The organism is Embleya sp. NPDC056575 (assembly GCF_042793325.1).
Classification (GTDB): domain Bacteria; phylum Actinomycetota; class Actinomycetes; order Streptomycetales; family Streptomycetaceae; genus Embleya.
In genome coordinates this window covers 15,536-37,356 of record NZ_JBHTVA010000094.1, presented here as the reverse complement: position 1 = coordinate 37,356, position 21,821 = coordinate 15,536, and the positions used below count along the sequence as shown (strand labels likewise).

Below are 21,821 nucleotides of genomic sequence, written 5' to 3'. Positions count from 1 at the left end.
GTCGTCGCCGGTCCGAAAGCCGCGACGGGTTGTCGGCCGGCGCGGATGATCTTGGCGAATGTGCGGACTTCGGGCGTGCCCACCCGTATCTTTGATCGTTGGTCATGGGTCGCGGTCCGCCGTGGCCGACAGTCGTACCGCCGTACAGCGCCATCGAGCATTGGGAGTTCGTGTGAGTCGCACGTCGCGTTCCGTCCCTGTCGATTCCGCGCACCGCCGGCGGCGGGCCGCGTCCCGGGCCCGGGTGGCCGCGGTGGGGCTGGTGCTGGTCACCGGCTTCGCGCTCTCCGGCTGCTCGGAATCCAAGGCGGGCGCGGCCGCCATGGTCGGCGGGGAGCGCATCGAGATCTCGACCCTCAACGCCAAGGTCGACAAGCTGGAGCAGGCGTTCTCCCGGCAGAACCTGCCGCTCAACGGCACCGGCGCCCAACTGGAGGCCAATCAGGCCGAGTTGGTCCAGCTGATCTCGCGTCGGGTGATCGCCGAGGCGGCCGGGCGCAACCACGTCGCCCTGAACGCGACCCAGGTGCTCCAGGCCCGCCGCACGCTGGAGGCCCGGCTCGGCGGCCCGCAGAACCTGGAGGCCCGCCTGGTGCGGATCGGTGTGCTGCCCGCCGAGGTGGACGACTTCGTCCGGACCGAGGCGCTGAAGGGGGAGATCGCCCGGGTGCGCGGGATCGACCTGGGCACCGCCGACGGCCAGGCGCAGTTGGACGCCTACCTGGGCGACGTGGCGGCCTCGATGAAGATCAAGGTGAACCCGAGGTACGGCACCTGGGACTCGGCGAAGCTGACCACCACCGCCGCGACCTACTCGTGGCTGGCCCCGGGCACCCAGCCCGCGGCCGGTTCCGTGGACGCCCCGCCCGGGGCGGCGAGCGGCACCTGAGCCGGACCGTAGGCTGGCCGCGTGAGTGATTCGCCTACCGCCGCGCCGCCCGCCCGCCTCGTCCTGCTCGCCGGCACCCACCGGGTCGCCCCCGGCCTGCTGAGCTGGCCCGCGTGGCGCACGTTGCGCGAGGCGGCCGGCACGCCGACCGGGTGCGTGCTGACCGCCGACGCCGACCACCCCCAGCTGCCGTATCTGCGCGAGGCGGGCGTCGAGGTCGACATCGCCGACCTCGACGCGGGCCCGCCCGCGCTCGCCCGACACCTGCTCGACCGGGCCCGCACGGGCCTGGTCGTCTGGCTCGCGGCGACCGACGACGACCCCGGCCTGGGCCAGGCCCTCGCCCGGGTCGCGGCGGGCGAGGAGGGCGGCGAGCCGGTCCCGGAGATCGAACTGCTGCCCGGCGCCTGGGACCTGCCGGGCGCGCGCCTGCTCGACCTGGTCGCGGTGATGGACCGGCTGCGCTCGCCCGGCGGCTGCCCGTGGGACGCCAAGCAGACCCACGAGTCGCTGGCCCGCTACCTGGTCGAGGAGACCTACGAGCTGGTCGACGCGATCGACTCGGGGGACCGGGAGCACCTGCGCGAGGAACTGGGCGACGTGCTGATGCAGGTGTTCTTCCACGCCCGGGTCGCCGAGGAGGACGAGGCCGACCCGTTCGGGATCGACGACGTGGCCGGCGGCATCGTGGACAAGCTGATCAGCCGCCACCCGCACGTGTTCGCCGACGTGGAGGCCGACACCCCGGAGGCGGTCGAGGCCAACTGGGACGCGCTCAAGGCCGCGGAGAAGTCGCATCGCGCATCGGCCCTCGACGGCATCGCGATGAGCCAGCCGGCCCTGGCGCTGGCGGCGAAGTTCCTGTCCCGCACCGGCAAGGCGGGCCTGACCGTACCCACCCCCGCGCTCCCGCCCGCCGTCGACGCCGACGACTACGCCGGTCCCGAGGCGATCGGCGACCTGCTGCTGGCCGTCACCGAACTGGCCGCCCGTCAGGGCGTCGACGCCGAGACCGCGCTGCGGGCCGCGACCCTGCGCCACGGCGAGCGGGTCCGGGCGGCCGAAGCGGGCTGACGCGCGCCGACCACGAACGCCCGAGGGCCCGGAACCGAAGCACGGTTCCGGGCCCTCGTCGGTGCGGATCGATCACACGCGGCGGAAGATCAGCGCGCGCTTGACCTCCTGGATCGCCTTGGTGACCTCGATGCCACGCGGGCACGCCTCGGTGCAGTTGAAGGTCGTGCGGCAGCGCCACACGCCCTCCTTCTCGTTCAGGATCTCCAGGCGCTCCTCGGCGCCCTCGTCCCGCGAGTCGAAGATGAACCGGTGCGCGTTGACGATCGCGGCCGGGCCGAAGTACTGCCCGTCGCTCCAGAACACCGGGCACGACGTGGTGCACGCCGCGCACAGGATGCACTTGGTGGTGTCGTCGAACCGCTCGCGGTCCTCGGGCGACTGCAGCCGCTCGCGCGTCGGCTCGTTGCCCGACGTGATCAGGAACGGCATCACGTCCTTGTACGCCTGCATGAACGGGTCCATGTCGACGACGAGGTCCTTCTCCAGCTTCAGGCCCTTGATCGCCTCGACCGTGATCGGCTTGGCCATGTCCAGGTCCTTGACCAGGGTCTTGCAGGCCAGCCGGTTGCGCCCGTTGATCCGCATCGCGTCCGAGCCGCAGATGCCGTGCGCGCAGGAGCGGCGGAAGGTGAGCGAGCCGTCCTGCTCCGCCTTGATCTTCATCATGGCGGTCAGGATGCGCTCGGTCGGGTCGGCCTCGACCTTGAAGTCCTGCCAGTACGGCTCCGCGTCGGTCTCCGGGTTGAACCGGCGGATCCGCAGCGTGATCACGATCGGCGTGTGGTCGCGCTCGGCGGCCGTGCTGCCGTGCCCGGTGCCGGGCGCGGTCTCTTCCACTACGGCAGTCATCAGTACTTACGCTCCATCGGCTGGTAGCGGGTGACCACGACCGGCTTGTAGCCCAGGCGGATCGAGTGCTCGCCCTTCGCGTCGACCTCGCGGTACGCCATCGTGTGCTTCATGTAGTTCTCGTCGTCGCGCGCCTGGAAGTCCTCGCGGGCGTGGCCGCCGCGCGACTCCTTGCGGTTTTGCGCGCCGACGACCAGGACCTCGGCGAGGTCGAGCAAAAAGCCCAGCTCGATCGCCTCGAGCAGGTCGGTGTTGTACCGCTTGCCCTTGTCCTGGATGGAGACGTCGAGGTAGCGCTTCTGCAGGCCCTTGATGTCGGAGAGCGCCTGCTTCAGCGTCTCCTCGGTGCGGTAGACGCCGGCGTTGGCGTCCATCGTCTCCTGCATCTCGGCGCGGATCTGGCCCACCCGCTCGGTGCCCGAGCTGTCGCGCAGCCGCTCGATCAGCTCGACGACCGTGGTCTCGGGGGCCTCGGGCAGCTCGACGAAGTCGTGCGTGCTCGCGTACTCGGCGGCGGCGATGCCCGCACGCCGGCCGAACACGTTGATGTCGAGCAGCGAGTTGGTGCCGAGCCGGTTCGAGCCGTGCACGGACACGCAGGCGACCTCGCCGGCCGCGTACAGACCCGGGACCACTGTGGTGTTGTCCGACAGCACCTCGGCCTCGACGTTGGTCGGGATGCCGCCCATCGCGTAGTGCGCGGTCGGGTACACCGGGACCAGCTCGGTGGTCGGCTCGACGCCCAGGTAGGTGCGCGCGAACTCGGTGATGTCCGGCAGCTTCTCCTCGATCTGCTCCGCCGGCAGGTGGGTCAGGTCGAGGTAGACGTAGTCCTTGTTCGGACCGGCGCCGCGACCCTCCAGCACCTCCAGGACCATCGAGCGCGCGACGATGTCGCGCGGCGCGAGGTCCTTGATGGTCGGCGCGTAGCGCTCCATGAAGCGCTCGCCGTCCGCGTTGCGCAGGATGCCGCCCTCACCGCGGGCGCCCTCGGTGAGCAGGATGCCCAGGCCCGCGAGACCGGTCGGGTGGAACTGGTAGAACTCCATGTCCTCCAGCGGCAGTCCCCGGCGCCACGCGATGCCCATGCCGTCGCCGGTGAGGGTGTGCGCGTTCGAGGTGGTCTTGAAGACCTTGCCGAAGCCGCCGGTCGCGAAGATCACCGACTTGGCCTGGAAGACGTGGATCTCGCCGGTGGCCAGCTCGTACGCGACCACGCCCGAGGTGGACTTGTTGCCCGCCTCGTCCTCGGCCAGGAGCAGGTCCAGGACGTAGAACTCGTTGTAGAACTCGACGTTCTGCTTGACGCAGTTCTGGAACAGCGTCTGGAGGATCATGTGGCCGGTGCGGTCCGCCGCGTAGCAGGAGCGGCGCACGGCCGCCTTGCCGTGGTCGCGGGTGTGCCCGCCGAAGCGGCGCTGGTCGATCCGGCCCTCGGGGGTCCGGGAGAAGGGGAGGCCCATCTTCTCCAGGTCCAGGACGGCGTCGATCGCCTCCTTGCACATGATCTCCGCGGCGTCCTGGTCGGTGAGGTAGTCACCACCCTTGACCGTGTCGAACGTGTGCCACTCCCAGTTGTCCTCCTCGACGTTGGCGAGGGCGGCACACATGCCGCCCTGCGCGGCGCCGGTGTGCGAACGCGTGGGGTACAGCTTGGTCAGTACGGCGGTACGGCTGCGCTTGCTCGACTCCAGGGCCGCGCGCATGCCGGCGCCGCCCGCGCCGACGATGACGGTGTCGTACTTGTGGGTCTGCATGATGCTCGTTCAGTCCTCGGGTGCTGGGATCGGCCGCGGTCAGTTGCCGATGTTGGGGTCGAAGGTGAAGATCACCAGCGTCCCCAGGAAAAGCACGATCAGCGCGGACGTGTACAGCAGCGCCTTGAGCCAGAACCGGGTCTGATCCCGCTCCGCGTAGTCGTTGATGATCGTGCGCAGACCGTTGACACCGTGCAGCTCGGCGAGCCACAGCATGATGAGGTCCCACGACTGCCAGAACGGCGACGCCCAGCGGCCCGCGACGAACGCGAAGCCGATCTTGGACACGCCACCGTCCAGGACGAGCTGGATGAGCAGGTGGCCCAGGACCAGGACGACCAGGAGCACGCCGGACAGCCGCATGAACAGCCAGCCGTACAGCTCGAAGTTGGTCTTGGTCGAACGCGGCGAACGCTTGCTGCGCGGCGACTCGATCGACGGTCCGCCGCCGTGGATCTTGGGTGCGTTTTCGATGGTGGCGGACACTTCAGCTCCCGAAGATGGTCTTGATCGAGTGCTGCAGGATCGGGTAGGCACTGCCGGCCATCAACACGACCCAGACGCCGACGACCGTCCAGAGCATCTGCTTCTGGTAGCGCGGGCCCTTCTCCCAGAAGTCCACCGCGATGATCCGCAGACCATTGAGCGCGTGGAACAGGATGGCCGCGACGAGCCCGTATTCGAGCAGGTTGACGAACGGGTTCTTGTAGATGTCGATCGTCTCGTCGTACGCCTCGGGGGATACGCGAACGAGTGCGGTGTCGAGGACGTGCGCGAACAGGAAGAAGAAGATGAGGACGCCGGTGACTCGATGAGCCACCCAGGACCACATGCCTTCCCGGCCGCGGTAGAGCGTTCCAGCCGGCACGGAAACTACCCTCCGGGTGCGGTACATGAGGGGACACGGCCGGCTGGGAGGGTGTCCGCGTTCGGTGTCGGACCCTCTGGTTGTCGGTCGGCCCGGCCGGGTATCGGTCGCCCGGCCCCGGCCATGGTAGCCACCGATCGGGGGCCCTCTTGTGCCAGGGCGCGCGATGTGATCCATTCCGCATGGCGGAGTGGAACCATCCGGGTGACGTGCGCGTAGCGGGTCGCCCATTTCCTGACGGTCCGTCAGCACTCGTATGGGGGAAAGCGGGCCACGCCCGGACGAAAGATCACCGCAAGCGCGAACGCGCAGGTCGGTGAGGTGACCCGCCGGTAGGGCTGACATCACATCAGTCGTACGTATTCATCCGCCGCCTCGGTCCCTACGATGCGACGCATGACGGAGGCTACTGTCGATGGCGGCACGTCTACCGGATCCACCTTCGCTGGCCAATTCCCGCAACCCACGCGGGACCAATGGCAGCGCCTCGTGGCCGGCGTGCTCCGCAAATCGAAGGTGCTGGGCGAGAACGACACGCCCGAGCGCCCCGAAGACCTGCTCGCGACCACCACCTACGACGGCATCACGCTGTCCCCGCTCTACACCGAGGCCGCGGCGCGGCCGGGCCTGCCCGGACTGAGCCCGTTCGTCCGGGGCTCGCGCGCGGCCGGTCACGCGGCCGACGGCTGGGACGTACGCCAGGCGCACGCGGACACCGATCCGGCGCGGGCCAACGAGAGCGTGCTCGCGGACCTGGAGAACGGGGTCACCTCCGTCTTCCTGTACGTCGGCGACGACGCGCTGGCCCCGGGCGACCTGGCCCGCGCGCTCGACGGCGTGCTGCTCGACCTGGCGCCGGTGGCCCTGGCCACCGGCGCCGACTTCGTTCCGGCCGCCGACGCCCTGCTGGCGGTGTTCCGGACGAGCGGCGTGGCGCCCGCCGAACTGCGCGGCAACCTCGGCGCCGACCCGATCTCCTCGCACGCGCGCACCGGTTCGGGGGCCGACCTGCCCGCCGCCGCGCGGCTCGCGGCGCGCGCCCACGCGGAGTTCGCCGGGATCCGGGCGATCGTCGCCGACGGACAGCCGTATCACGAGGCGGGCGGCTCGGACGGGCAGGAACTCGGCGCGGCCACCGCCGCCGGCGTCGCCTACCTGCGCGCGCTCACCGCCGCCGGACTCGACGTGGACACCGCCCTCGGACTGATCGAGTTCCGCTTCGCCGCCACCGCCGAACAGTTCCCCACCATCGCCAAACTGCGCGCCGCACGCCGGCTCTGGGCCCGGGTGGCCCAGGCGTCCGGCGCGTCGCCCGCGGCCGGCGCCCAGCACCAGCACGCGCTGACCTCGTGGGCGATGACCACCCGGCGCGACCCGTGGGTCAACATGCTGCGCACCACGGTCGCCTCCTTCGCGGCCGGCGTCGGCGGCGCCGACGCGGTCACCGTGCGCTCCTTCGACGCCGCGATCGGGCTGCCCGACACGTTCTCCCGGCGCATCGCCCGCAACACCCAGGCACTGCTCCTGGAGGAGTCGCACCTCGCACAGGTGATCGACCCGGCGGGCGGCTCGTGGTTCGTCGAACAACTCACCGACGACCTCGCCCGAGCCGGATGGGCGTTCTTCCAGGAGATCGAGCGGCGGGGCGGCATCGTCGCGGTGCTCGACTCGGGATGGCTCGCCGAGCGCCTCGCCGAGGTGCGCGCCGAGCGGGACCGGGCGATCGCGACCCGGACCGACCCGATCACCGGGGTCAGCGAATTCCCGAACCTGACCGAGGCTCCCGTCGTGCGCGAACCCGCGCCCGAGATCCCGGTCTCCGCCGCCGGACTGCCCCGGGTGCGCTACGCCGAGGCGTACGAGGCGCTGCGCGACCGCTCCGACGCCCTGCTCGCCGCCACCGGCGCCCGGCCGACCGTCTTCCTCGCCACCCTGGGACCGCTCGCGCAGTACACCGCGCGGGCCGGCTTCGCCGCCAACCTGTTCGCGGCGGGCGGCATCGCCACCGTGGAGGCGGGTACCACCGAGGGTGACGAGAGCGCCGCCGAGGCGATCGTCGCGCGCTGGATCGACGCGGGCCGCCCGGCGACCGTGGTGCTGACCTCCTCGGAGAAGCTCTACGCCACGCTCGCGGCCCCGGTCGCCGCCGCGCTGCGCGCCGCCGGAGCGGGCCGGATCCTGCTCGCGGGGCAAAAGGCGCACGGCGCCGACGTGGACGGGTACGTGTACAGCGGATGCGACGCGCTCGACGTGCTGCACACCACGTACGACAACCTCTCGCCGACCCCGGAGGGGGCGAAATGAGCATTCCCGACTTCACCCAGGTCGAGCTCGACGCGCCCGCGTCCGGCGACCTCGACGCGTGGCGCGAGGCGGTGCGCGAGGAGACCGGCAAGGACGCCGACGCGCTGACCCACGACACCCCCGAGGGCATCCCGCTCAAGGCGCTGTACACCGACGAGGACCTGGAAGGGCTCGACTTCCTGGGCACCTACCCGGGCATCACGCCGTTCCTGCGCGGGCCGTACCCGACGATGTACGTCAACCAGCCGTGGACGATCCGCCAGTACGCGGGCTTCTCCACCGCCGAGGAGTCCAACGCCTTCTACCGGCGCAACCTCGCGGCGGGCCAAAAGGGCCTGTCGATCGCGTTCGACCTGGCCACCCACCGGGGCTACGACTCGGACCACCCGCGCGTGACCGGCGACGTCGGCATGGCGGGCGTGGCGATCGACTCGATCTACGACATGCGCCAGCTCTTCGACGGCATCCCGCTGGACCGGATGTCGGTGTCGATGACGATGAACGGCGCGGTGCTGCCCGTGCTCGCGCTCTACATCGTCGCGGCGGAGGAGCAGGGGGTGGCACCGGAACAGCTCACGGGGACGATCCAAAACGACGTCCTCAAGGAGTTCATGGTCCGCAACACCTACATCTATCCGCCCAAGCCCTCGATGTCGATCATCTCCGACATCTTCGCGTACACCTCGCAGAAGATGCCGAAGTTCAACTCGATCTCCATCTCCGGCTACCACATCCAGGAGGCCGGGGCCACGGCCGACCTGGAGCTGGCCTACACGCTCGCGGACGGCATCGAGTACCTGCGCGCGGGCGTCGAGGCGGGCCTGGACATCGACGCGTTCGCGCCGCGCCTGTCGTTCTTCTGGGCGATCGGGATGAACTTCTTCATGGAGGTCGCCAAGCTGCGCGCGGCGCGCCTGCTGTGGGCCGACATCGTCAAGTCGTTCGGCGCGAAGAACCCCAAGTCCTTCTCGCTGCGCACCCACTCGCAGACCTCGGGCTGGTCGCTGACCGCCCAGGACGTGTTCAACAACGTGGTGCGCACCTGCCTGGAGGCGATGGCCTCGACCCAGGGCCACACCCAGTCGCTGCACACCAACGCGCTCGACGAGGCGCTGGCGCTGCCGACCGACTTCTCCGCCCGGATCGCGCGCAACACCCAACTGCTGCTCCAGCAGGAGTCGGGCACGTGCGACGTGATCGACCCCTGGGGCGGCTCGGCCTACATCGAACGCCTCACCCACGACCTCGCGGTACGCGCCCGGGAGCACATCGCCGAGGCCGAGCGGGCGGGCGGCATGGCGTCGGCGATCGCCGAGGGCCTGCCCAAGCTGCGGATCGAGGAGGCGGCGGCGCGCACCCAGGCCCGGATCGACTCGGGCCGGCAGTCGGTGATCGGCGTCAACAAGTACCTGGTCGCCAGCGACGAGGCGATCGACGTGCTCAAGATCGACAACAACGCGGTGCGCGAGGGCCAGCTGGAGAAGTTGCGCCGACTGCGCGAGGAGCGCGACGACGACGCGGTGCGCCGGGCGCTGGCCGCGCTCTCCGGCGCCGCGCAGGCGGACGTCGAGGGCACCCGACCGCGTGATCTCGAACACAACCTGCTCGCGCTCGCGGTGGACGCGGCCCGGGCCAAGGCCACCGTCGGCGAGATCTCCGACGCGCTGGAGTCGGCGTACGGCCGGCACCAGGCGCAGATCCGCACGCTGACCGGGGTCTACCGGGAAGAGGTGGGCATGTCGGCCAACGTGGAGACCGCCCGCGGGCTGGTCGCCCGGTTCGAGGAGCTGGAGGGTCGCCGGCCGCGCATCCTGGTGGCCAAGATGGGCCAGGACGGGCACGACCGGGGGCAGAAGGTGATCGCCACCGCGTTCGCCGACCTCGGCTTCGACGTGGACGTGGGCGCGCTGTTCCAGACGCCGGGCGAGGTGGCCCGACAGGCGGTCGAGGCGGACGTGCACGTGGTCGGCGTGTCCTCGCTCGCGGCCGGTCACCTCACCCTGGTGCCGGCCCTGCGCCGGGAGCTGGCCGCGCTGGACGCCGAGGAGATCATGGTCGTGGTCGGCGGGGTGATCCCGCCCGCCGACGTGCAACCGCTGCTCGACATGGGCGCCACCGCCGTCTTCCCGCCCGGCACGGTGATCGCGGACGCCGCGGTGGACCTGCTCCGGGGCCTGTACCGGCAGTTGGACCACGAGCTGCCGGTCGACTGATGGCACGGGTGATCGACGTCGGCGCGTACGCCGAGGGCGTGCTCGCGGGCAATCGCACGATCCTGGCCCGGGCGGTCACGCTGGTCGAGTCCACCCGGGCCGACCACCGCGACCTGGCGCAGGAGTTGCTGGTCAAGTTGCTGCCGCACGCCGGCGGTGCCCACCGGGTGGGCATCACCGGCGTGCCGGGCGTGGGCAAGTCCACCTTCATCGAGACGCTGGGCACCCGGCTGACCGGCGCGGGCCATCGGGTCGCGGTGCTCGCCGTCGACCCGTCCTCCTCCCGGCACGGTGGCAGCATCCTGGGCGACAAGACCCGGATGGGCCGGCTCGCGGTGGACGACCACGCGTTCGTACGGCCCTCGCCGACCGCCGGCACGCTCGGCGGGGTGGCCCGGGCCACCCGCGAGTCGATCGTGCTGATGGAGGCGGCCGGCTACGACGTGGTCCTGGTCGAGACGGTCGGCGTGGGTCAGTCCGAGACGACCGTGGCGAACATGGTCGACTGCTTCCTGTTCCTGACCCTGGCCCGCACCGGCGATCAGCTCCAGGGCATCAAGAAGGGCGTCCTGGAACTGGCCGACGTGGTCGCGGTGAACAAGGCGGACGGCGACTACGCCCTGGCCGCGCGCCGGGCCGCCCGCGAACTCGCGGGCGCGCTACGGCTGATGCGCCGGGCCGGGGAGTCGTGGACGACGCCGGTGCTGACCTGTTCCGGGTTGTCCGGGGAGGGGCTGGACGAGGTCTGGGACACCGTCCTCAAACACCGGCGAACCCTGGAGGCCACCGGCGAGTTGGCCGAATTGCGTCGCCGCCAGCAGGTCGACTGGACCTGGGCGACGGTGCACGACGCGCTCCTCGCCGAGTTGCGCGAGCACCCCTCGGTACGGGCTATCGTGCCCGCCCTCGAACGCGACGTCCGGGCCGGCCATCTCACCGCGACGCTTGCCGCGTCTCGCATCCTGGACGCGTTCCATGGGCGGCAAGGGGAGTCCTGAGCAATCGGGCGCTTGGTTTATAGCGGCGCGAGTGGGCAGAAGTGTTCCAATGTGGGAACGAGCGGTAAGTCATACCCCTACCGGCCGTAGCGCATGCGCCGGCGGGAGGCTTTTTTCTCACCCGAACGGGGGTAATTCGCTCCCTACCACGTCGCGAAGACCAATGCAACGTACCCTTGCGTGGGTGAGCGACTCCCTCCACGCCCAGGCCGCCGGCAAGGCCGCGGCTTTCGCCGACGAGTTGATCGCGTTTCGGCGCGATCTGCACATGCACCCAGAGCTGGGTCGGGAGGAGTTCCGTACCACCGGGCTCGTCCGGGAACGGCTGGTGCGCGCGGGTCTGCGCCCGCGACTGCTGCCCGGGACGGGCCTGGTGTGCGACATCAGACCCGAGCGTGCCTCACCCGGCGGTCGCACCGACGAGGGTCTGATCGCGTTCCGCGGCGACATCGACGCGCTGCCGGTCGACGACGTCAAGGAAGTGCCGTACCGCTCGACCGTGCCGGGCCGCGCGCACGCCTGCGGACACGACGTGCACACCTCGATCGTGCTCGGCACCGCTCTGGTGCTGGCCGAGTTCGCCCGCGAGGGACTGCTGCCGCGCCCGGTCCGGCTGATCTTCCAGCCGGCCGAGGAGAAGCTGCCGGGCGGCGCGCTCGACGTGATCAAGGCCGGCGGGCTGGCCGGCGTCTCGGAGATCCACGCGATCCACTGCGACCCCAAGGTGGAGGTCGGCCGGGTCGGCCTGCGCTCCGGGGCGATCACCTCGGCCTGCGACCGGGTGGTGATCACGCTCACGGGTGCCGGTGGTCACACCGCCCGCCCGCACCGCACCACCGACCTGGTCACCGCGCTCGCCAAGCTCGCCGCGGAGCTGCCCTCGGCGTTCTCGCGCCGGATCGACCCGCGCTCGGGCGCGAGCCTGGTGTGGGGGCGGATCGAGTCCGGCTCCGCGCCGAACGTGATCCCGCAGCACGGCGAGCTGGAGGGCACCCTGCGCTGCCTGGACCTGGAGGCGTGGCGGCAGGCCCCGGACCTGATGCACGAGCTGGTGGACGTGATCGCCTCGACCTACGGCGCGAAGTGGGAGCTGGAGCACCACCGCGGCGTGCCGCCGGTGGTCAACGACCCCGACGCGGTCGCCTCGATGCGCACCGTCGCCACCGGCGTGCTGGGCGCGAGCGCGGTCGAGGGCACCGAGCAGAGCCTCGGCGGCGAGGACTTCTCGTGGTTCCTCGAACGGGTTCCCGGCGAGCTGACCCGGCTCGGCGTGCGACCGGTCGGAGATCCCGTATACGACTTGCACCAGGGGCAGTTCGACGTCGACGAGCGGGCGATCGGGATCGGTGTCGAGCTCTTCACCGGGCTCGCGCTGCGCCCCTTCCGCTGACCCCGACCGGACCCGGCGCCGCCCGCACGGCCGGTCGGGTCCGCAACGGACGTATGCGGAACTGTTAACCATCGCGACTCCGGTCCCCGTTCCTGTCGCGTTCGTGAGTCTGTAATGTTCCGACCCGGTGCCGTTCGACCTCGTGCGGCACCGGGTCTTTTCCGTCTGGTCACGTCTTGTCATGTCGCGGACTGCCCGGTTCCGCGCCGACCCGTCCCGGCCTCGTCGACTCGGCCGGGCTAGCGGGGCGTGTTGCGGTGGCGATTCACGGTTTTTGTCGCTCATATTCTTTTACTAGGTATGCTCTCCGACGGTTAGCAGGTCTACGCGCGTTTACCAGGGATCCAAGCGCGTCAGAGTCTGCATCTGGGAGCAGCGCCCGAAGGGGCGCTCATCGGAAGGAGACACCCGTGCGCCGGGTATCCAAGGTGACCGCGGCTGCGGTCGGCGTCACTCTCGCCCTCACCGCCACCGCCGCGTGCGGTAGCAAGCCCAAGGACGACAAGAAGTCGGATTCGGGCACCAGCGCCACCCCCGGTGGGACGCAGGCGGCGAAGATCGACTTCAAGGCATGCATGGTGACGGACACCGGCGGCATCGACGACCGTTCGTTCAACGCGTCGTCGTGGGCGGGCCTGCAGCAGGCCAAGCAGGAGCTGGGCGTCGAGGTGAAGTACATCACCTCGAAGACCGAGAACGACTACGTGCCGAACCTCAACAGCCTCGTGAACGACAAGTGCGGGCTGATCGTCGCGGTCGGCGGCCTGATGGCCGACGCGACCAAGGCCGCCGCGTCCACGCACAAGGACCAGAAGTTCGCGATCGTCGACTCGTCCAGCATCGAGCCGAACGTCCAGGGCCTGGAGTTCAACACGGCCGAGGCCGGCTTCCTCGGCGGCTACCTCGCCGCGGGCTACTCGAAATCCGGCAAGGTCGCCACCTTCGGCGCGCTGCCGATCCCGCCGGTGACGGTGTTCATGGACGGCTACGTCCAGGGCGTGAAGTACTACAACCAGGTCAAGGGCAAGAACGTCCAGGTCATCGGCTGGGACGACGTCAAGGGCGACGGCTCGCTCGCGGGCAAGTTCGACTCGCCGGCCGACGGTGAGCGCATCGCCAACGACTTCATCGCCCAGGGCGCCGACGTGATCATGCCGGTCGCCGGCCAGACCGGTCTCGGTGCGGCCTCCGCGGTGCAGAAGAGCGGCGGCAAGGCGAGCGTCATCTGGGTCGACCAGGACGGCTACGAGAGCGCCCCGCAGTACAAGTCGGTGTTCTTGTCCACGGTGACCAAGGACATCAAGTCCCAGGTGTTCAACGCGGTCAAGGCCGCGGCGAACAACCAGTTCACCACCAAGGCCACCATCGGCACCCTCGCCAACAACGGCGTCGGCCTCGCCCCGTTCCACGACTTCGACGCGAAGGTCCCCGCCGACCTGAAGTCCGAGCTGACCGCGGTCAAGGGCGACATCGTCAGCGGCAAGATCAAGATCACCTCGAAGAACCAGCCGAAGAGCTGACTCGGCGATCGGGCGCCGCGGAAGCGATTCCGCGGCGCCCGTGTCCGTACCGCCCGGGCCCCGAAGGGACCCGGGTCGAACCCGTAGTGGCCCCTCGCGGGGGGCGTAGCCGAGGAGGTCTCCGCGTTGAAGCTCGAACTGCGCGGAATCACGAAACGGTTCGGGTCGCTGGTCGCCAACGACCACATCGACCTGACCGTCGAGCCGGGGGAGATCCACTGCCTTCTCGGTGAGAACGGTGCCGGCAAGTCGACCCTGATGAACGTGCTCTACGGGCTCTACGAGCCCACCGAGGGCGAGATCGTCGTCGACGGGACCCCCCGCAAGTTCCGTACCGCCGGTGACGCGATCGACGCGGGCATCGGCATGGTCCACCAACACTTCATGCTGGTCCCGGTCTTCACCGTCGCCGAGAACGTCATGCTCGGCCACGAGGAAACCAAGCCGATGGGCTGGCTGGACCGCCGTCGGGCCCGCAAGAAGGTGCTCGACCTCGTCGACGAGTACGGCCTCAAGGTCGACCCGGACATGCTGGTCGAGGATCTTCCCGTCGGTCTGCAACAGCGGGTGGAGATCCTCAAGGCCCTGGTGCGCGACGCCAAGGTGCTGATCCTGGACGAGCCCACCGCGGTGCTCACCCCCCAGGAGACCGAGGAGCTGTTCCGGGTGATGCGCGCGCTGCGCGAGTCCGGCCACTCCATCGTGTTCATCACGCACAAGCTCAAAGAGGTCAAGGCCGTCGCCGACCGGATCACCGTGATCCGTCGCGGCAAGGTCGTCGGCACCGCCGACCCGGCCTCCTCGGAGAAGGAACTCGCGTCGCTGATGGTCGGCCGGCCGGTCAAGCTGGTGGTCGACAAGACCGACGCCGAGCCGGGCGCGGTGCGCCTGGAGGTCAACGACCTGACCGTGCTCGACGCCAACGGGCAGGCCGTGGTGGACCGGGTCGACCTGCGCCTGCGCGAGGGCGAGATCCTGGGCATCGCGGGCGTGGACGGCAACGGCCAGAGCGAGCTGACCCAGGCGATCCTGGGGCTGCGCACCCCCGCGGCCGGTTCGATCAGCCTGGACGGCAAGGACCTGGCGGGCATGAGCCCTCGGCAGATCCTCGGCTCCGGGGTCGGCTTCGTCCCCGAGGACCGGCAGCACGACGGCATCGTGGGCGACTTCACGGTGGCCGAGAACCTGGTCCTGGACATGGTCACCCAGGCGCCGTTCGGCAGGCGCGGGTCGATCGTGCCGAGCGCGGTTCGCGACAACGCGCGCAAGCGGGTCGAGGAGTTCGACATCCGCACCCAGACCATCGACTCGCCGGCCGGCACGTTGTCCGGCGGCAACCAGCAAAAGGTCGTCGTCGCGCGCGAACTCTCGCGCCCGCTGCGGCTGTTCATCGCCTCGCAGCCCACCCGAGGGGTGGACGTGGGAGCGATGGAGTTCATCCACAAGCGGATCGTGGCCGAGCGCGACGTGGGCACCCCGGTGATCATCGTGTCCACCGAGTTGGACGAGGTGGTCGCGCTGGCCGACCGGATCGCGGTGATGTACCGCGGCCGGATCGTGGACATCGTCTCGCCGACCACCTCGCGCGGCGACCTGGGCCTGCTGATGGCCGGCGTGCTGCCCGGCGCGGAGCACGCCGACGCCGCCGGAGCGACCCGCGCCGACACGGCCCCGGCCGGGCCGGTCGAGACCACGACGAACGAGAGCGACGCAACCCCGGGGGAGGAGGACCCAGCGTGACCGAGGACAACAAGAGCACGCCCGGCGAGCCGAGCGAGGCGAAGCCGGCGGCGACCGGGGCGAGCGCGACCGCGCCGCCCAAGCCGTCCCTGGGCCGAGCGATGCTCGACGCGATCATCACCGGCAACTCTGCCGTGGTGACCTTCCTGGCCATCCTGCTCGCCCTGGTGGTCGGCGGCGTCCTGATGATCCTCGCGGACCAGGACGTGCTCGACCAGTACAAGTACTTCACCGCCGCCCCCGGCGACGCGCTCTCCGCCTCGTGGAGCCTGGTCTCCGACGCCTACAGCGCGATGTTCAAGGGTTCGATCATGAACCCGGACCTGTTCGCCGACGGCTCGATCGAGGACAACTTCCGGCCGATCTCCGAGACGATCACCCAGGCCACGCCGCTGATCTTCGGCGGTCTCGCGGTCTCGATCGCGTTCCGCACCGGGCTGTTCAACATCGGTGCGCAGGGGCAGATCATCGCCGGCGCGGTTTTCGCGTCGTGGGTAGGGTTCGTCGTCGACCTGCCGCCGGTGATCCACCTGGTGTTCGTGATCCTCGCCGGCATCATCGGCGGCGGTCTGTACGCGGGCATCGCCGGTGTCCTCAAGGCCCGCTTCGGCGCGCACGAGGTGATCGTCACGATCATGCTCAACCACATCGCGGTGCTGCTGCTCGGCTGGCTGCTGACCACCGACACCTTCCGGCGCGGCGGGCAGTCGCAGCCGATCGGCAAGGACGCGCACGACAACGCGGTGTTGCCGAACCTGTTCGGCGACAACCTGCGGATCCACTTCGGCATCATCCTGGCGCTGCTGGCGGCCGGGATCTACTGGTGGCTGCTCAACCGCTCCACGCTCGGGTTCGAGCTGCGCGCGGTGGGCTCCAACCCGGAAGCGGCCCGTACGGCGGGGATGAGCGTGGCCCGGGCGCAGATCCTGGCGATGGTGATCGCCGGTGCGATGGCCGGTCTCGCCGGCGTCTCGCAGGTGATGAGCTCGACCAACCCGGCACACACGCTGACCCCGAGCATCGACGCCGGCATCGGCTTCGACGCGATCACCGTGGCCCTGCTCGGTCGGACCAAGCCGCTGGGCACGGTGCTGGCCGCGCTGCTGTTCGGCGCGCTGCGCGCGGGCGGTTCGGTCATGCAGGCGTCCGCGAACGTGTCCGTCGACATCGTCATCGTCATCCAGGCCGTGATCGTGCTGTTCGTCGCGGCGCCGCCGCTGGTGCGCTCGATCTTCCGGCTGCGCGGTGCCCGCAAGGGCGCCGAGGGCGGGCCGCTGGCCGCCAAGGAGACCGTGGGGGTCCAGGCATGACCGAGCGGAATCCCGAAGGAGACACGCAGGTGGCGGACACCGTGATCGCCCCCCACGTGGAGGCCCCGGTGAACCCCACCGGCGAGGCCGCCGACGTGGTGCGGGCCGCGGCCCGGAAGAAGGCCCTGATCACGGGCATCGGTTTCGTCCTGGTCGGCCTGTACGCGCTGTGGGCGTTCGGCTTCGGCACCTCGAGCGGTGAGGACGCGGTCTTCGGGATGACCGTGCCCAACCGCGACACCACCCACGTGGGCGACCTGTCGCTGCCCGCGCGCGGTGTGGCGATCGCGATGTCCGTGGTGTGCATGGTCGCGGGCGGGTTGCGGATCGCCTTCGACCGCTCGCGCCTGGCCACCCGGCTGAGCATCGCGCTGTTCCTGATCGCGTTCGTGATCGCGTTCCTGGTGTGGGCGGTCGCGGGCAAGCAGATGTCCTTCGCGGGCGCCTTGCAGAACACCCTGCTGGCCGCGGTGCCGCTGGTGCTCGGCGCGCTCGCGGGCGTGATCGGCGAGCGCTCCGGCGTGGTCAACATCGCCATCGACGGTCAGTTCCTGTTCGGCGCGTTCGCCGCCGCGCTGACCGGCTCGGTGACCGGGTCGTTGTGGGCCGGGCTGGTCGCGGGCGCGGTCGCGGGCGCGCTGATCGGCGGGCTGCTCGCGGTCTTCGCGGTGCGCTACCTCGTCGAGCAGGTCGTCCTCGGTGTGGTGATCAACCTGCTGGTCACCGGCATCACCGGCTTCCTCTACACACAGCTGCTGCAAAAGGACCCCGAGCAGTACAACAACCCGGGCGTGTTCGACAACATCCGGATCCCCGGCTTCGCCGACATCCCGGTGATCGGCCCGGTCCTGTTCGACGTGAACGTGATCGTGTACCTGATGTACGCGCTGATCGTGATCGTGCACCTGGGCCTGTTCCACACCCGCTGGGGGCTGCGCGCCCGCGCGGTGGGCGAGCACCCCACGGCGGCGGACACGGTCGGCATCAAGGTCAACGCGACCCGCTACCGCAACGTGATCATGGCGGGCGCGATCGCCGGTGTCGGCGGCGCGTTCCTGACCATCGGCACGGTGGGCACCTTCTCGAAGGACATGACCTCCGGCGCGGGTTACATCGCGCTCGCGGCGGTCATCTTCGGGCGCTGGCGTCCGCTGGGCGCGGTGGCCGCGGCGTTGCTGTTCGGCTTCACCAGCGCGCTCGCGACCTCGTTGCAGCCGCTGAACACGTCGATCCCCAGCCAGTTCCTGCAGATGATGCCGTACGTGGTGACGATCTTCGCGGTGGCCGGTCTGGTCGGCAAGGTGCGCGCTCCGGCGGCGGCCAACAAGCCCTACACGAAGGGCTGACGGGCGTGTCGGAGATCGATTGGCCGGCGCTGCGGGACGCGGCGACGGCGGCGATGCGCGGTGCCTACGCGCCGTACTCGAAGTATCCGGTCGGCGCCTCGGCCCTGGTCGACGACGGCCGGATCGTGTCCGGGTGCAACGTGGAGAACGCGTCGTACGGCCTGACGCTGTGCGCGGAGTGCGGTCTGGTATCCGCGCTGCACGCGAGCGGGGGCGGCCGGCTCGTGGCGTTTTGCTGCGTGGACGGCGAGGGTGCGGTACTGATGCCCTGTGGGCGCTGCCGGCAACTGCTGTGGGAGCACGGCGGTCCCGGGATGTTGCTGGAAACCAAGCACGGTATACGGCCGTTGCGGGAGATCCTGCCGGATGCCTTCGGGCCCGAGGACCTCGCGTAGCACCGTGTGCTCGTGAGTCGAACGGGTCGCCTCGGCGGCCGAGAGGAAATGGACGGCATGGACGCGATTTCGGTCATCCGAACGAAGCGGGACCGCGGTGAACTGACGGCGGCTCAGATCGACTGGGTGGTCGATGCGTACACCCGCGGCGAGGTCGCGGACGAGCAGATGTCGGCGCTCGCGATGGCCATCCTGCTCAACGGGATGAACGCGACCGAGATCAACCGCTGGACCGACGCGATGATCGCCTCGGGCGAGCGGATGGACTTCTCGACGTTGTCCCGGCCCACCGCCGACAAACACTCCACCGGCGGGGTGGGCGACAAGATCACCCTGCCGCTGGCCCCGCTCGTCGCCGCGTGCGGCGTCGCGGTGCCGCAGCTGTCCGGTCGTGGCCTCGGCCACACCGGCGGCACGCTGGACAAGCTGGAGGCCATCCCCGGGTGGCGGGCGGCGCTGTCCAACGACGCGATGTTGCGGGTGCTGGAGGACGTCGGCGCGGTGATATGCGCGGCGGGCGACGGTCTGGCCCCGGCCGACAAGAAGCTGTACGCGCTGCGCGATGTGACCGGCACGGTCGAGGCGATCCCGCTGATCGCCAGCTCGATCATGAGCAAGAAGATCGCCGAGGGCACCGGCGCGCTGGTGCTCGACGTCAAGGTCGGCTCGGGCGCGTTCATGAAGGACCTGGACAACGCGCGCGAACTGGCCCGCACCATGGTGCGGCTGGGTGTGGACCACGGGGTCAAGACGGTCGCGCTGCTGACCGACATGTCCACCCCCCTCGGCCTGACCGCGGGCAACGCCCTCGAAGTCCGCGAGTCGGTCGAGGTGCTGGCCGGCGGCGGTCCGGCGGACGTGGTCGAGCTGACCGTGGCGCTGGCCCGGGAGATGCTGGCGGCGGCCGGGCAGACCCGGATCGACCCGGCCGACGCGCTGCGCGACGGCTCGGCGATGGACGTGTGGCGGCGGATGATCCGGGCCCAGGGCGGCGACCCGGACGCCAAGCTGCCGGTCGCGCGCGAGACGCGGGTGGTCACCGCCGCCTCGTCCGGCGTGCTGACCCGGCTCGACGCCTACGCGGTCGGCGTCTCGGCCTGGCGCCTGGGCGCGGGTCGGGCCCGCAAGGAGGAGCAGGTCCAGGCGGGCGCGGGCGTCGAACTGCACGCCAAGCCGGGCGACACGGTGGTCGCCGGTCAGTCCCTGCTGACGCTGCACACCGACACCCCGGAGCGCTTCGAGTACGCGACCGAGATCCTGTCCGACGCGGTCACGATCGCCCCGACGGGCACCACGTTCGAGCCGACCCCGATCCTGATCGACCGGATCGGCCCGACGGCCTGACGCTTCGGTACGCCCACGCGAGCGGCCCTCGACCCGGGTGGGTCGAGGGCCGCTCGCGTGCGCTCCGGGATCGACCCGGTGCGTGCCTGTGCCGAGCGCCGCGGCGCTCGGCACAGGCGGGAAATCCGGCCCTACAGCAGGCCCAGCAGCACCGAGGCGATGCCCGACACGGCCAGGCCGCCGAGGATCTCCGGCGACCAGTGCACCCGCACCGGGCCGGTGGACGCCTTGGCGAACTGCTCGCTCATCCCGCGCAGGTCGTCCACCACCTGGTCGGCGTGGGAGAGCTGGGGCAGGTCGTGCGCGCCGCCGCGGCCGTACGGGTCCTCGGCGGCGGCGCGGCCCTGCTGCCGCAGCGCGCGCTTGCGTTCGCGCAGCGAGACCGGGATCGCCCAGATGTAGAACGACCTGTCGTCCGCGCGCACCTCGATCGAGTATTCGGCGCGCACCCGCTCCACCGCGCCCCACGGCACCACGATGGTCCGGAAGGGGTTGCGGATCACCAACCGCTCCGGCCCGACCAGCACCGCCGAGCGCAGCGTGAGCGCGACCACCAGGATCGCGAAGAAGACCACGACGGCGATCGCGAGCCACTTGGTGTCCCCGTCGCCGCGGATCAACGTGTCGATCACCATCCACAGCCCGACGGCGATCAGAAGCACCCCGACGGCCATCGCCGGTCGGGAGCGGTACGTGGTGATGTCCTCGTCGCTGCTCATGACCGGTGATTGTGCCTCACGACGGCGCGCGGGTGTCGATGCCCGGGCGTCGATCGCCTCGGCACTTTGCCTCGACCGGACCGCCGGCTGGGACGCTACGCGAGTAGATATGCTCGTCTTGTGAGCATGCCGTCTGCAATTCTCGCCGATCCGGCCGAGGTCACCTCGTCCGAAGCGGCCCTTCGACGCTTCCTGCACGGGCTTCCCGGCGTCGACAGGGTCGGAACCGAAGCGCGGGCAGCGATGCTCGCCACCCGCTCGATCAAGACGGATGCGAAGGTCGCCGCGATCGACCTCGCCATCCGGATGATCGACCTGACCACATTGGAAGGTGCCGACACCCCGGGCAAGGTCCGGTCCCTGTGCGCCAAGGCGCTGCATCCGGACCCGGGCGCCCCCGACGCCCCCCGACCCGCCGCGATCTGCGTCTACGGCGACCTGGTCGCCGAGGCCAAGGCCGCGCTCGGTGATTCGGGCGTACACGTCGCCGCGGTCGCCACCGCGTTCCCGTCCGGGCGCGCCTCGCTCGACGTCAAGCTCGCCGACGTGGCCTACGCGGTCGCCGCCGGCGCGGACGAGATCGACATGGTCATCGACCGCGGCGCGTTCCTGGCCGGCCGCTACCGCGACGTCTTCGACGAGATCGTCGCGGTCAAGGCCGCCTGCGCGCGCGGCGAGGCCGCGGGCGGCGGCAGCGCCCACCTCAAGGTGATTCTGGAGACCGGTGAACTGTCGACGTACGACAACGTTCGCCGCGCGTCGTGGCTGGCGATGCTCGCGGGCGCCGATTTCATCAAGACGTCCACGGGCAAGGTCGCGGTCAACGCGACACTGCCGGTGACGCTGGTGATGCTCCAGGCGGTCCGCGACTTCCGCGAGGCGACCGGTCGCCAGGTGGGCGTCAAGCCCGCCGGCGGGATCCGCACCACCAAGGACGCGATGAAGTACCTCGTCCTGGTCAACGAGACGGTCGGCTCCGACTGGCTGGACCCCGACTGGTTCCGGCTCGGCGCCTCCAGCCTGCTCAACGACCTCCTGATGCAGCGCCAGAAGCTGGCCACGGGCCGCTACTCCGGCCCCGACTACGTGACGGTGGACTGAC

At 70.5% G+C, this 21,821-nt stretch carries 18 protein-coding genes; 13 read left to right on the top strand and 5 right to left on the bottom strand.

Annotation, left to right across the window (positions count from 1 at the left end; all coding sequences use genetic code 11):
- Positions 1–172 precede the first annotated feature (172 nt).
- Together ACFRCG_RS43470 and ACFRCG_RS43465 are read left to right on the top strand one after the other, a co-directional pair.
- Complete coding sequence (locus ACFRCG_RS43470; protein ID WP_380042144.1) at positions 173–889, top strand: SurA N-terminal domain-containing protein; 717 nt, start codon at positions 173–175, stop codon at positions 887–889.
- 21 nt (positions 890–910) lie between these two features.
- Positions 911–1,963: a MazG family protein gene (locus tag ACFRCG_RS43465; RefSeq protein WP_380042142.1), complete on the top strand. Its 1,053-nt coding sequence runs from the start codon at positions 911–913 to the stop codon at positions 1,961–1,963.
- Positions 1,964–2,035: 72 nt separating this feature from the next.
- On the opposite strand, the gene ACFRCG_RS43460 is transcribed toward ACFRCG_RS43465, so the two are convergent.
- The 4 genes from ACFRCG_RS43460 to sdhC are packed head-to-tail and all read right to left on the bottom strand — an operon-like array spanning position 2,036 to position 5,440.
- Positions 2,036–2,818 (bottom strand): succinate dehydrogenase iron-sulfur subunit, encoded by a 783-nt coding sequence (locus tag ACFRCG_RS43460; RefSeq protein WP_371863005.1) that lies wholly within the window; start codon positions 2,816–2,818, stop codon positions 2,036–2,038.
- A complete protein-coding gene (gene sdhA, locus ACFRCG_RS43455; protein ID WP_380042140.1) occupies positions 2,815–4,572 on the bottom strand; it encodes a succinate dehydrogenase flavoprotein subunit in 1,758 nt (585 codons plus the stop codon). Before sdhA ends, ACFRCG_RS43460 begins: the two co-directional genes overlap by 4 nt.
- Before the next feature lie 39 nt (positions 4,573–4,611).
- Positions 4,612–5,058 carry a succinate dehydrogenase hydrophobic membrane anchor subunit gene (locus ACFRCG_RS43450; RefSeq protein WP_126637499.1) on the bottom strand — a complete coding sequence of 149 codons (447 nt, stop codon included), beginning with the start codon at positions 5,056–5,058 and terminating at the stop codon, positions 4,612–4,614.
- A gap of 1 nt (position 5,059) precedes the next feature.
- The gene (gene sdhC, locus ACFRCG_RS43445) at positions 5,060–5,440 is read right to left on the bottom strand and encodes a succinate dehydrogenase, cytochrome b556 subunit (RefSeq protein ID WP_078979260.1); all 381 of its coding nucleotides are present in this window, start codon (positions 5,438–5,440) and stop codon (positions 5,060–5,062) included.
- Positions 5,441–5,836: 396 nt separating this feature from the next.
- Between sdhC and ACFRCG_RS43440 the strand changes: the two genes are divergently transcribed.
- From ACFRCG_RS43440 to ACFRCG_RS43395, 10 genes are all read left to right on the top strand, one after another.
- Entirely contained in the window at positions 5,837–7,744 is a 1,908-nt protein-coding gene (locus ACFRCG_RS43440; protein WP_380042138.1) for a methylmalonyl-CoA mutase family protein, read from the top strand.
- The gene (gene scpA, locus ACFRCG_RS43435) at positions 7,741–9,957 is read left to right on the top strand and encodes a methylmalonyl-CoA mutase (protein ID WP_380042136.1); all 2,217 of its coding nucleotides are present in this window, start codon (positions 7,741–7,743) and stop codon (positions 9,955–9,957) included. The genes ACFRCG_RS43440 and scpA overlap by 4 nt, the downstream gene beginning before the upstream one ends.
- Positions 9,957–10,955 (top strand): methylmalonyl Co-A mutase-associated GTPase MeaB, encoded by a 999-nt coding sequence (meaB, locus tag ACFRCG_RS43430; RefSeq protein ID WP_380042134.1) that lies wholly within the window; start codon positions 9,957–9,959, stop codon positions 10,953–10,955. The genes scpA and meaB overlap by 1 nt, the downstream gene beginning before the upstream one ends.
- 184 nt (positions 10,956–11,139) lie before the next feature.
- Positions 11,140–12,345, top strand: coding sequence for an amidohydrolase (locus tag ACFRCG_RS43425; RefSeq protein ID WP_380042132.1), 1,206 nt, complete (start codon positions 11,140–11,142; stop codon positions 12,343–12,345).
- A 410-nt stretch (positions 12,346–12,755) separates the two neighbouring features.
- Entirely contained in the window at positions 12,756–13,865 is a 1,110-nt protein-coding gene (locus ACFRCG_RS43420) for a BMP family protein (RefSeq protein ID WP_380042130.1), read from the top strand.
- Positions 13,866–13,991: 126 nt separating this feature from the next.
- Entirely contained in the window at positions 13,992–15,605 is a 1,614-nt protein-coding gene (locus tag ACFRCG_RS43415) for an ABC transporter ATP-binding protein (protein ID WP_380042128.1), read from the top strand.
- Positions 15,602–16,915 carry an ABC transporter permease gene (locus tag ACFRCG_RS43410; protein ID WP_380042126.1) on the top strand — a complete coding sequence of 438 codons (1,314 nt, stop codon included), beginning with the start codon at positions 15,602–15,604 and terminating at the stop codon, positions 16,913–16,915. The genes ACFRCG_RS43415 and ACFRCG_RS43410 overlap by 4 nt, the downstream gene beginning before the upstream one ends.
- 29 nt (positions 16,916–16,944) lie before the next feature.
- Positions 16,945–18,261, top strand: a complete 1,317-nt coding sequence (locus tag ACFRCG_RS43405; RefSeq protein ID WP_380042124.1) for an ABC transporter permease — start codon at positions 16,945–16,947, stop codon at positions 18,259–18,261.
- A gap of 5 nt (positions 18,262–18,266) precedes the next feature.
- Positions 18,267–18,656 (top strand): cytidine deaminase, encoded by a 390-nt coding sequence (locus ACFRCG_RS43400; RefSeq protein WP_126637490.1) that lies wholly within the window; start codon positions 18,267–18,269, stop codon positions 18,654–18,656.
- A gap of 57 nt (positions 18,657–18,713) precedes the next feature.
- Positions 18,714–20,000 (top strand): thymidine phosphorylase, encoded by a 1,287-nt coding sequence (locus ACFRCG_RS43395; protein ID WP_380042122.1) that lies wholly within the window; start codon positions 18,714–18,716, stop codon positions 19,998–20,000.
- A gap of 131 nt (positions 20,001–20,131) precedes the next feature.
- On the opposite strand, the gene ACFRCG_RS43390 is transcribed toward ACFRCG_RS43395, so the two are convergent.
- The gene (locus tag ACFRCG_RS43390; RefSeq protein ID WP_380042120.1) at positions 20,132–20,719 is read right to left on the bottom strand and encodes a PH domain-containing protein; all 588 of its coding nucleotides are present in this window, start codon (positions 20,717–20,719) and stop codon (positions 20,132–20,134) included.
- 126 nt (positions 20,720–20,845) lie between these two features.
- On the opposite strand from ACFRCG_RS43390, the gene deoC reads away from it, so the two are divergent.
- Positions 20,846–21,820 (top strand): deoxyribose-phosphate aldolase, encoded by a 975-nt coding sequence (deoC, locus tag ACFRCG_RS43385; protein WP_380005181.1) that lies wholly within the window; start codon positions 20,846–20,848, stop codon positions 21,818–21,820.
- Position 21,821: the final 1 nt, after the last annotated feature.

What these genes read in the sequence shown, in the direction of transcription:
- sdhA (WP_380042140.1), bottom strand. Translation starts at nt 4,572, where the DNA reads ATGCAGACCCACAAGTACGACACCGTCATCGTCGGCGCGGGCGGCGCC.
- ACFRCG_RS43440 (WP_380042138.1), top strand. Translation starts at nt 5,837, where the DNA reads ATGACGGAGGCTACTGTCGATGGCGGCACGTCTACCGGATCCACCTTC.
- scpA (WP_380042136.1), top strand. Translation starts at nt 7,741, where the DNA reads ATGAGCATTCCCGACTTCACCCAGGTCGAGCTCGACGCGCCCGCGTCC.
- meaB (WP_380042134.1), top strand. Translation starts at nt 9,957, where the DNA reads ATGGCACGGGTGATCGACGTCGGCGCGTACGCCGAGGGCGTGCTCGCG.
- ACFRCG_RS43395 (WP_380042122.1), top strand. Translation starts at nt 18,714, where the DNA reads ATGGACGCGATTTCGGTCATCCGAACGAAGCGGGACCGCGGTGAACTG.
- ACFRCG_RS43390 (WP_380042120.1), bottom strand. Translation starts at nt 20,719, where the DNA reads ATGAGCAGCGACGAGGACATCACCACGTACCGCTCCCGACCGGCGATG.
- deoC (WP_380005181.1), top strand. Translation starts at nt 20,846, where the DNA reads ATGCCGTCTGCAATTCTCGCCGATCCGGCCGAGGTCACCTCGTCCGAA.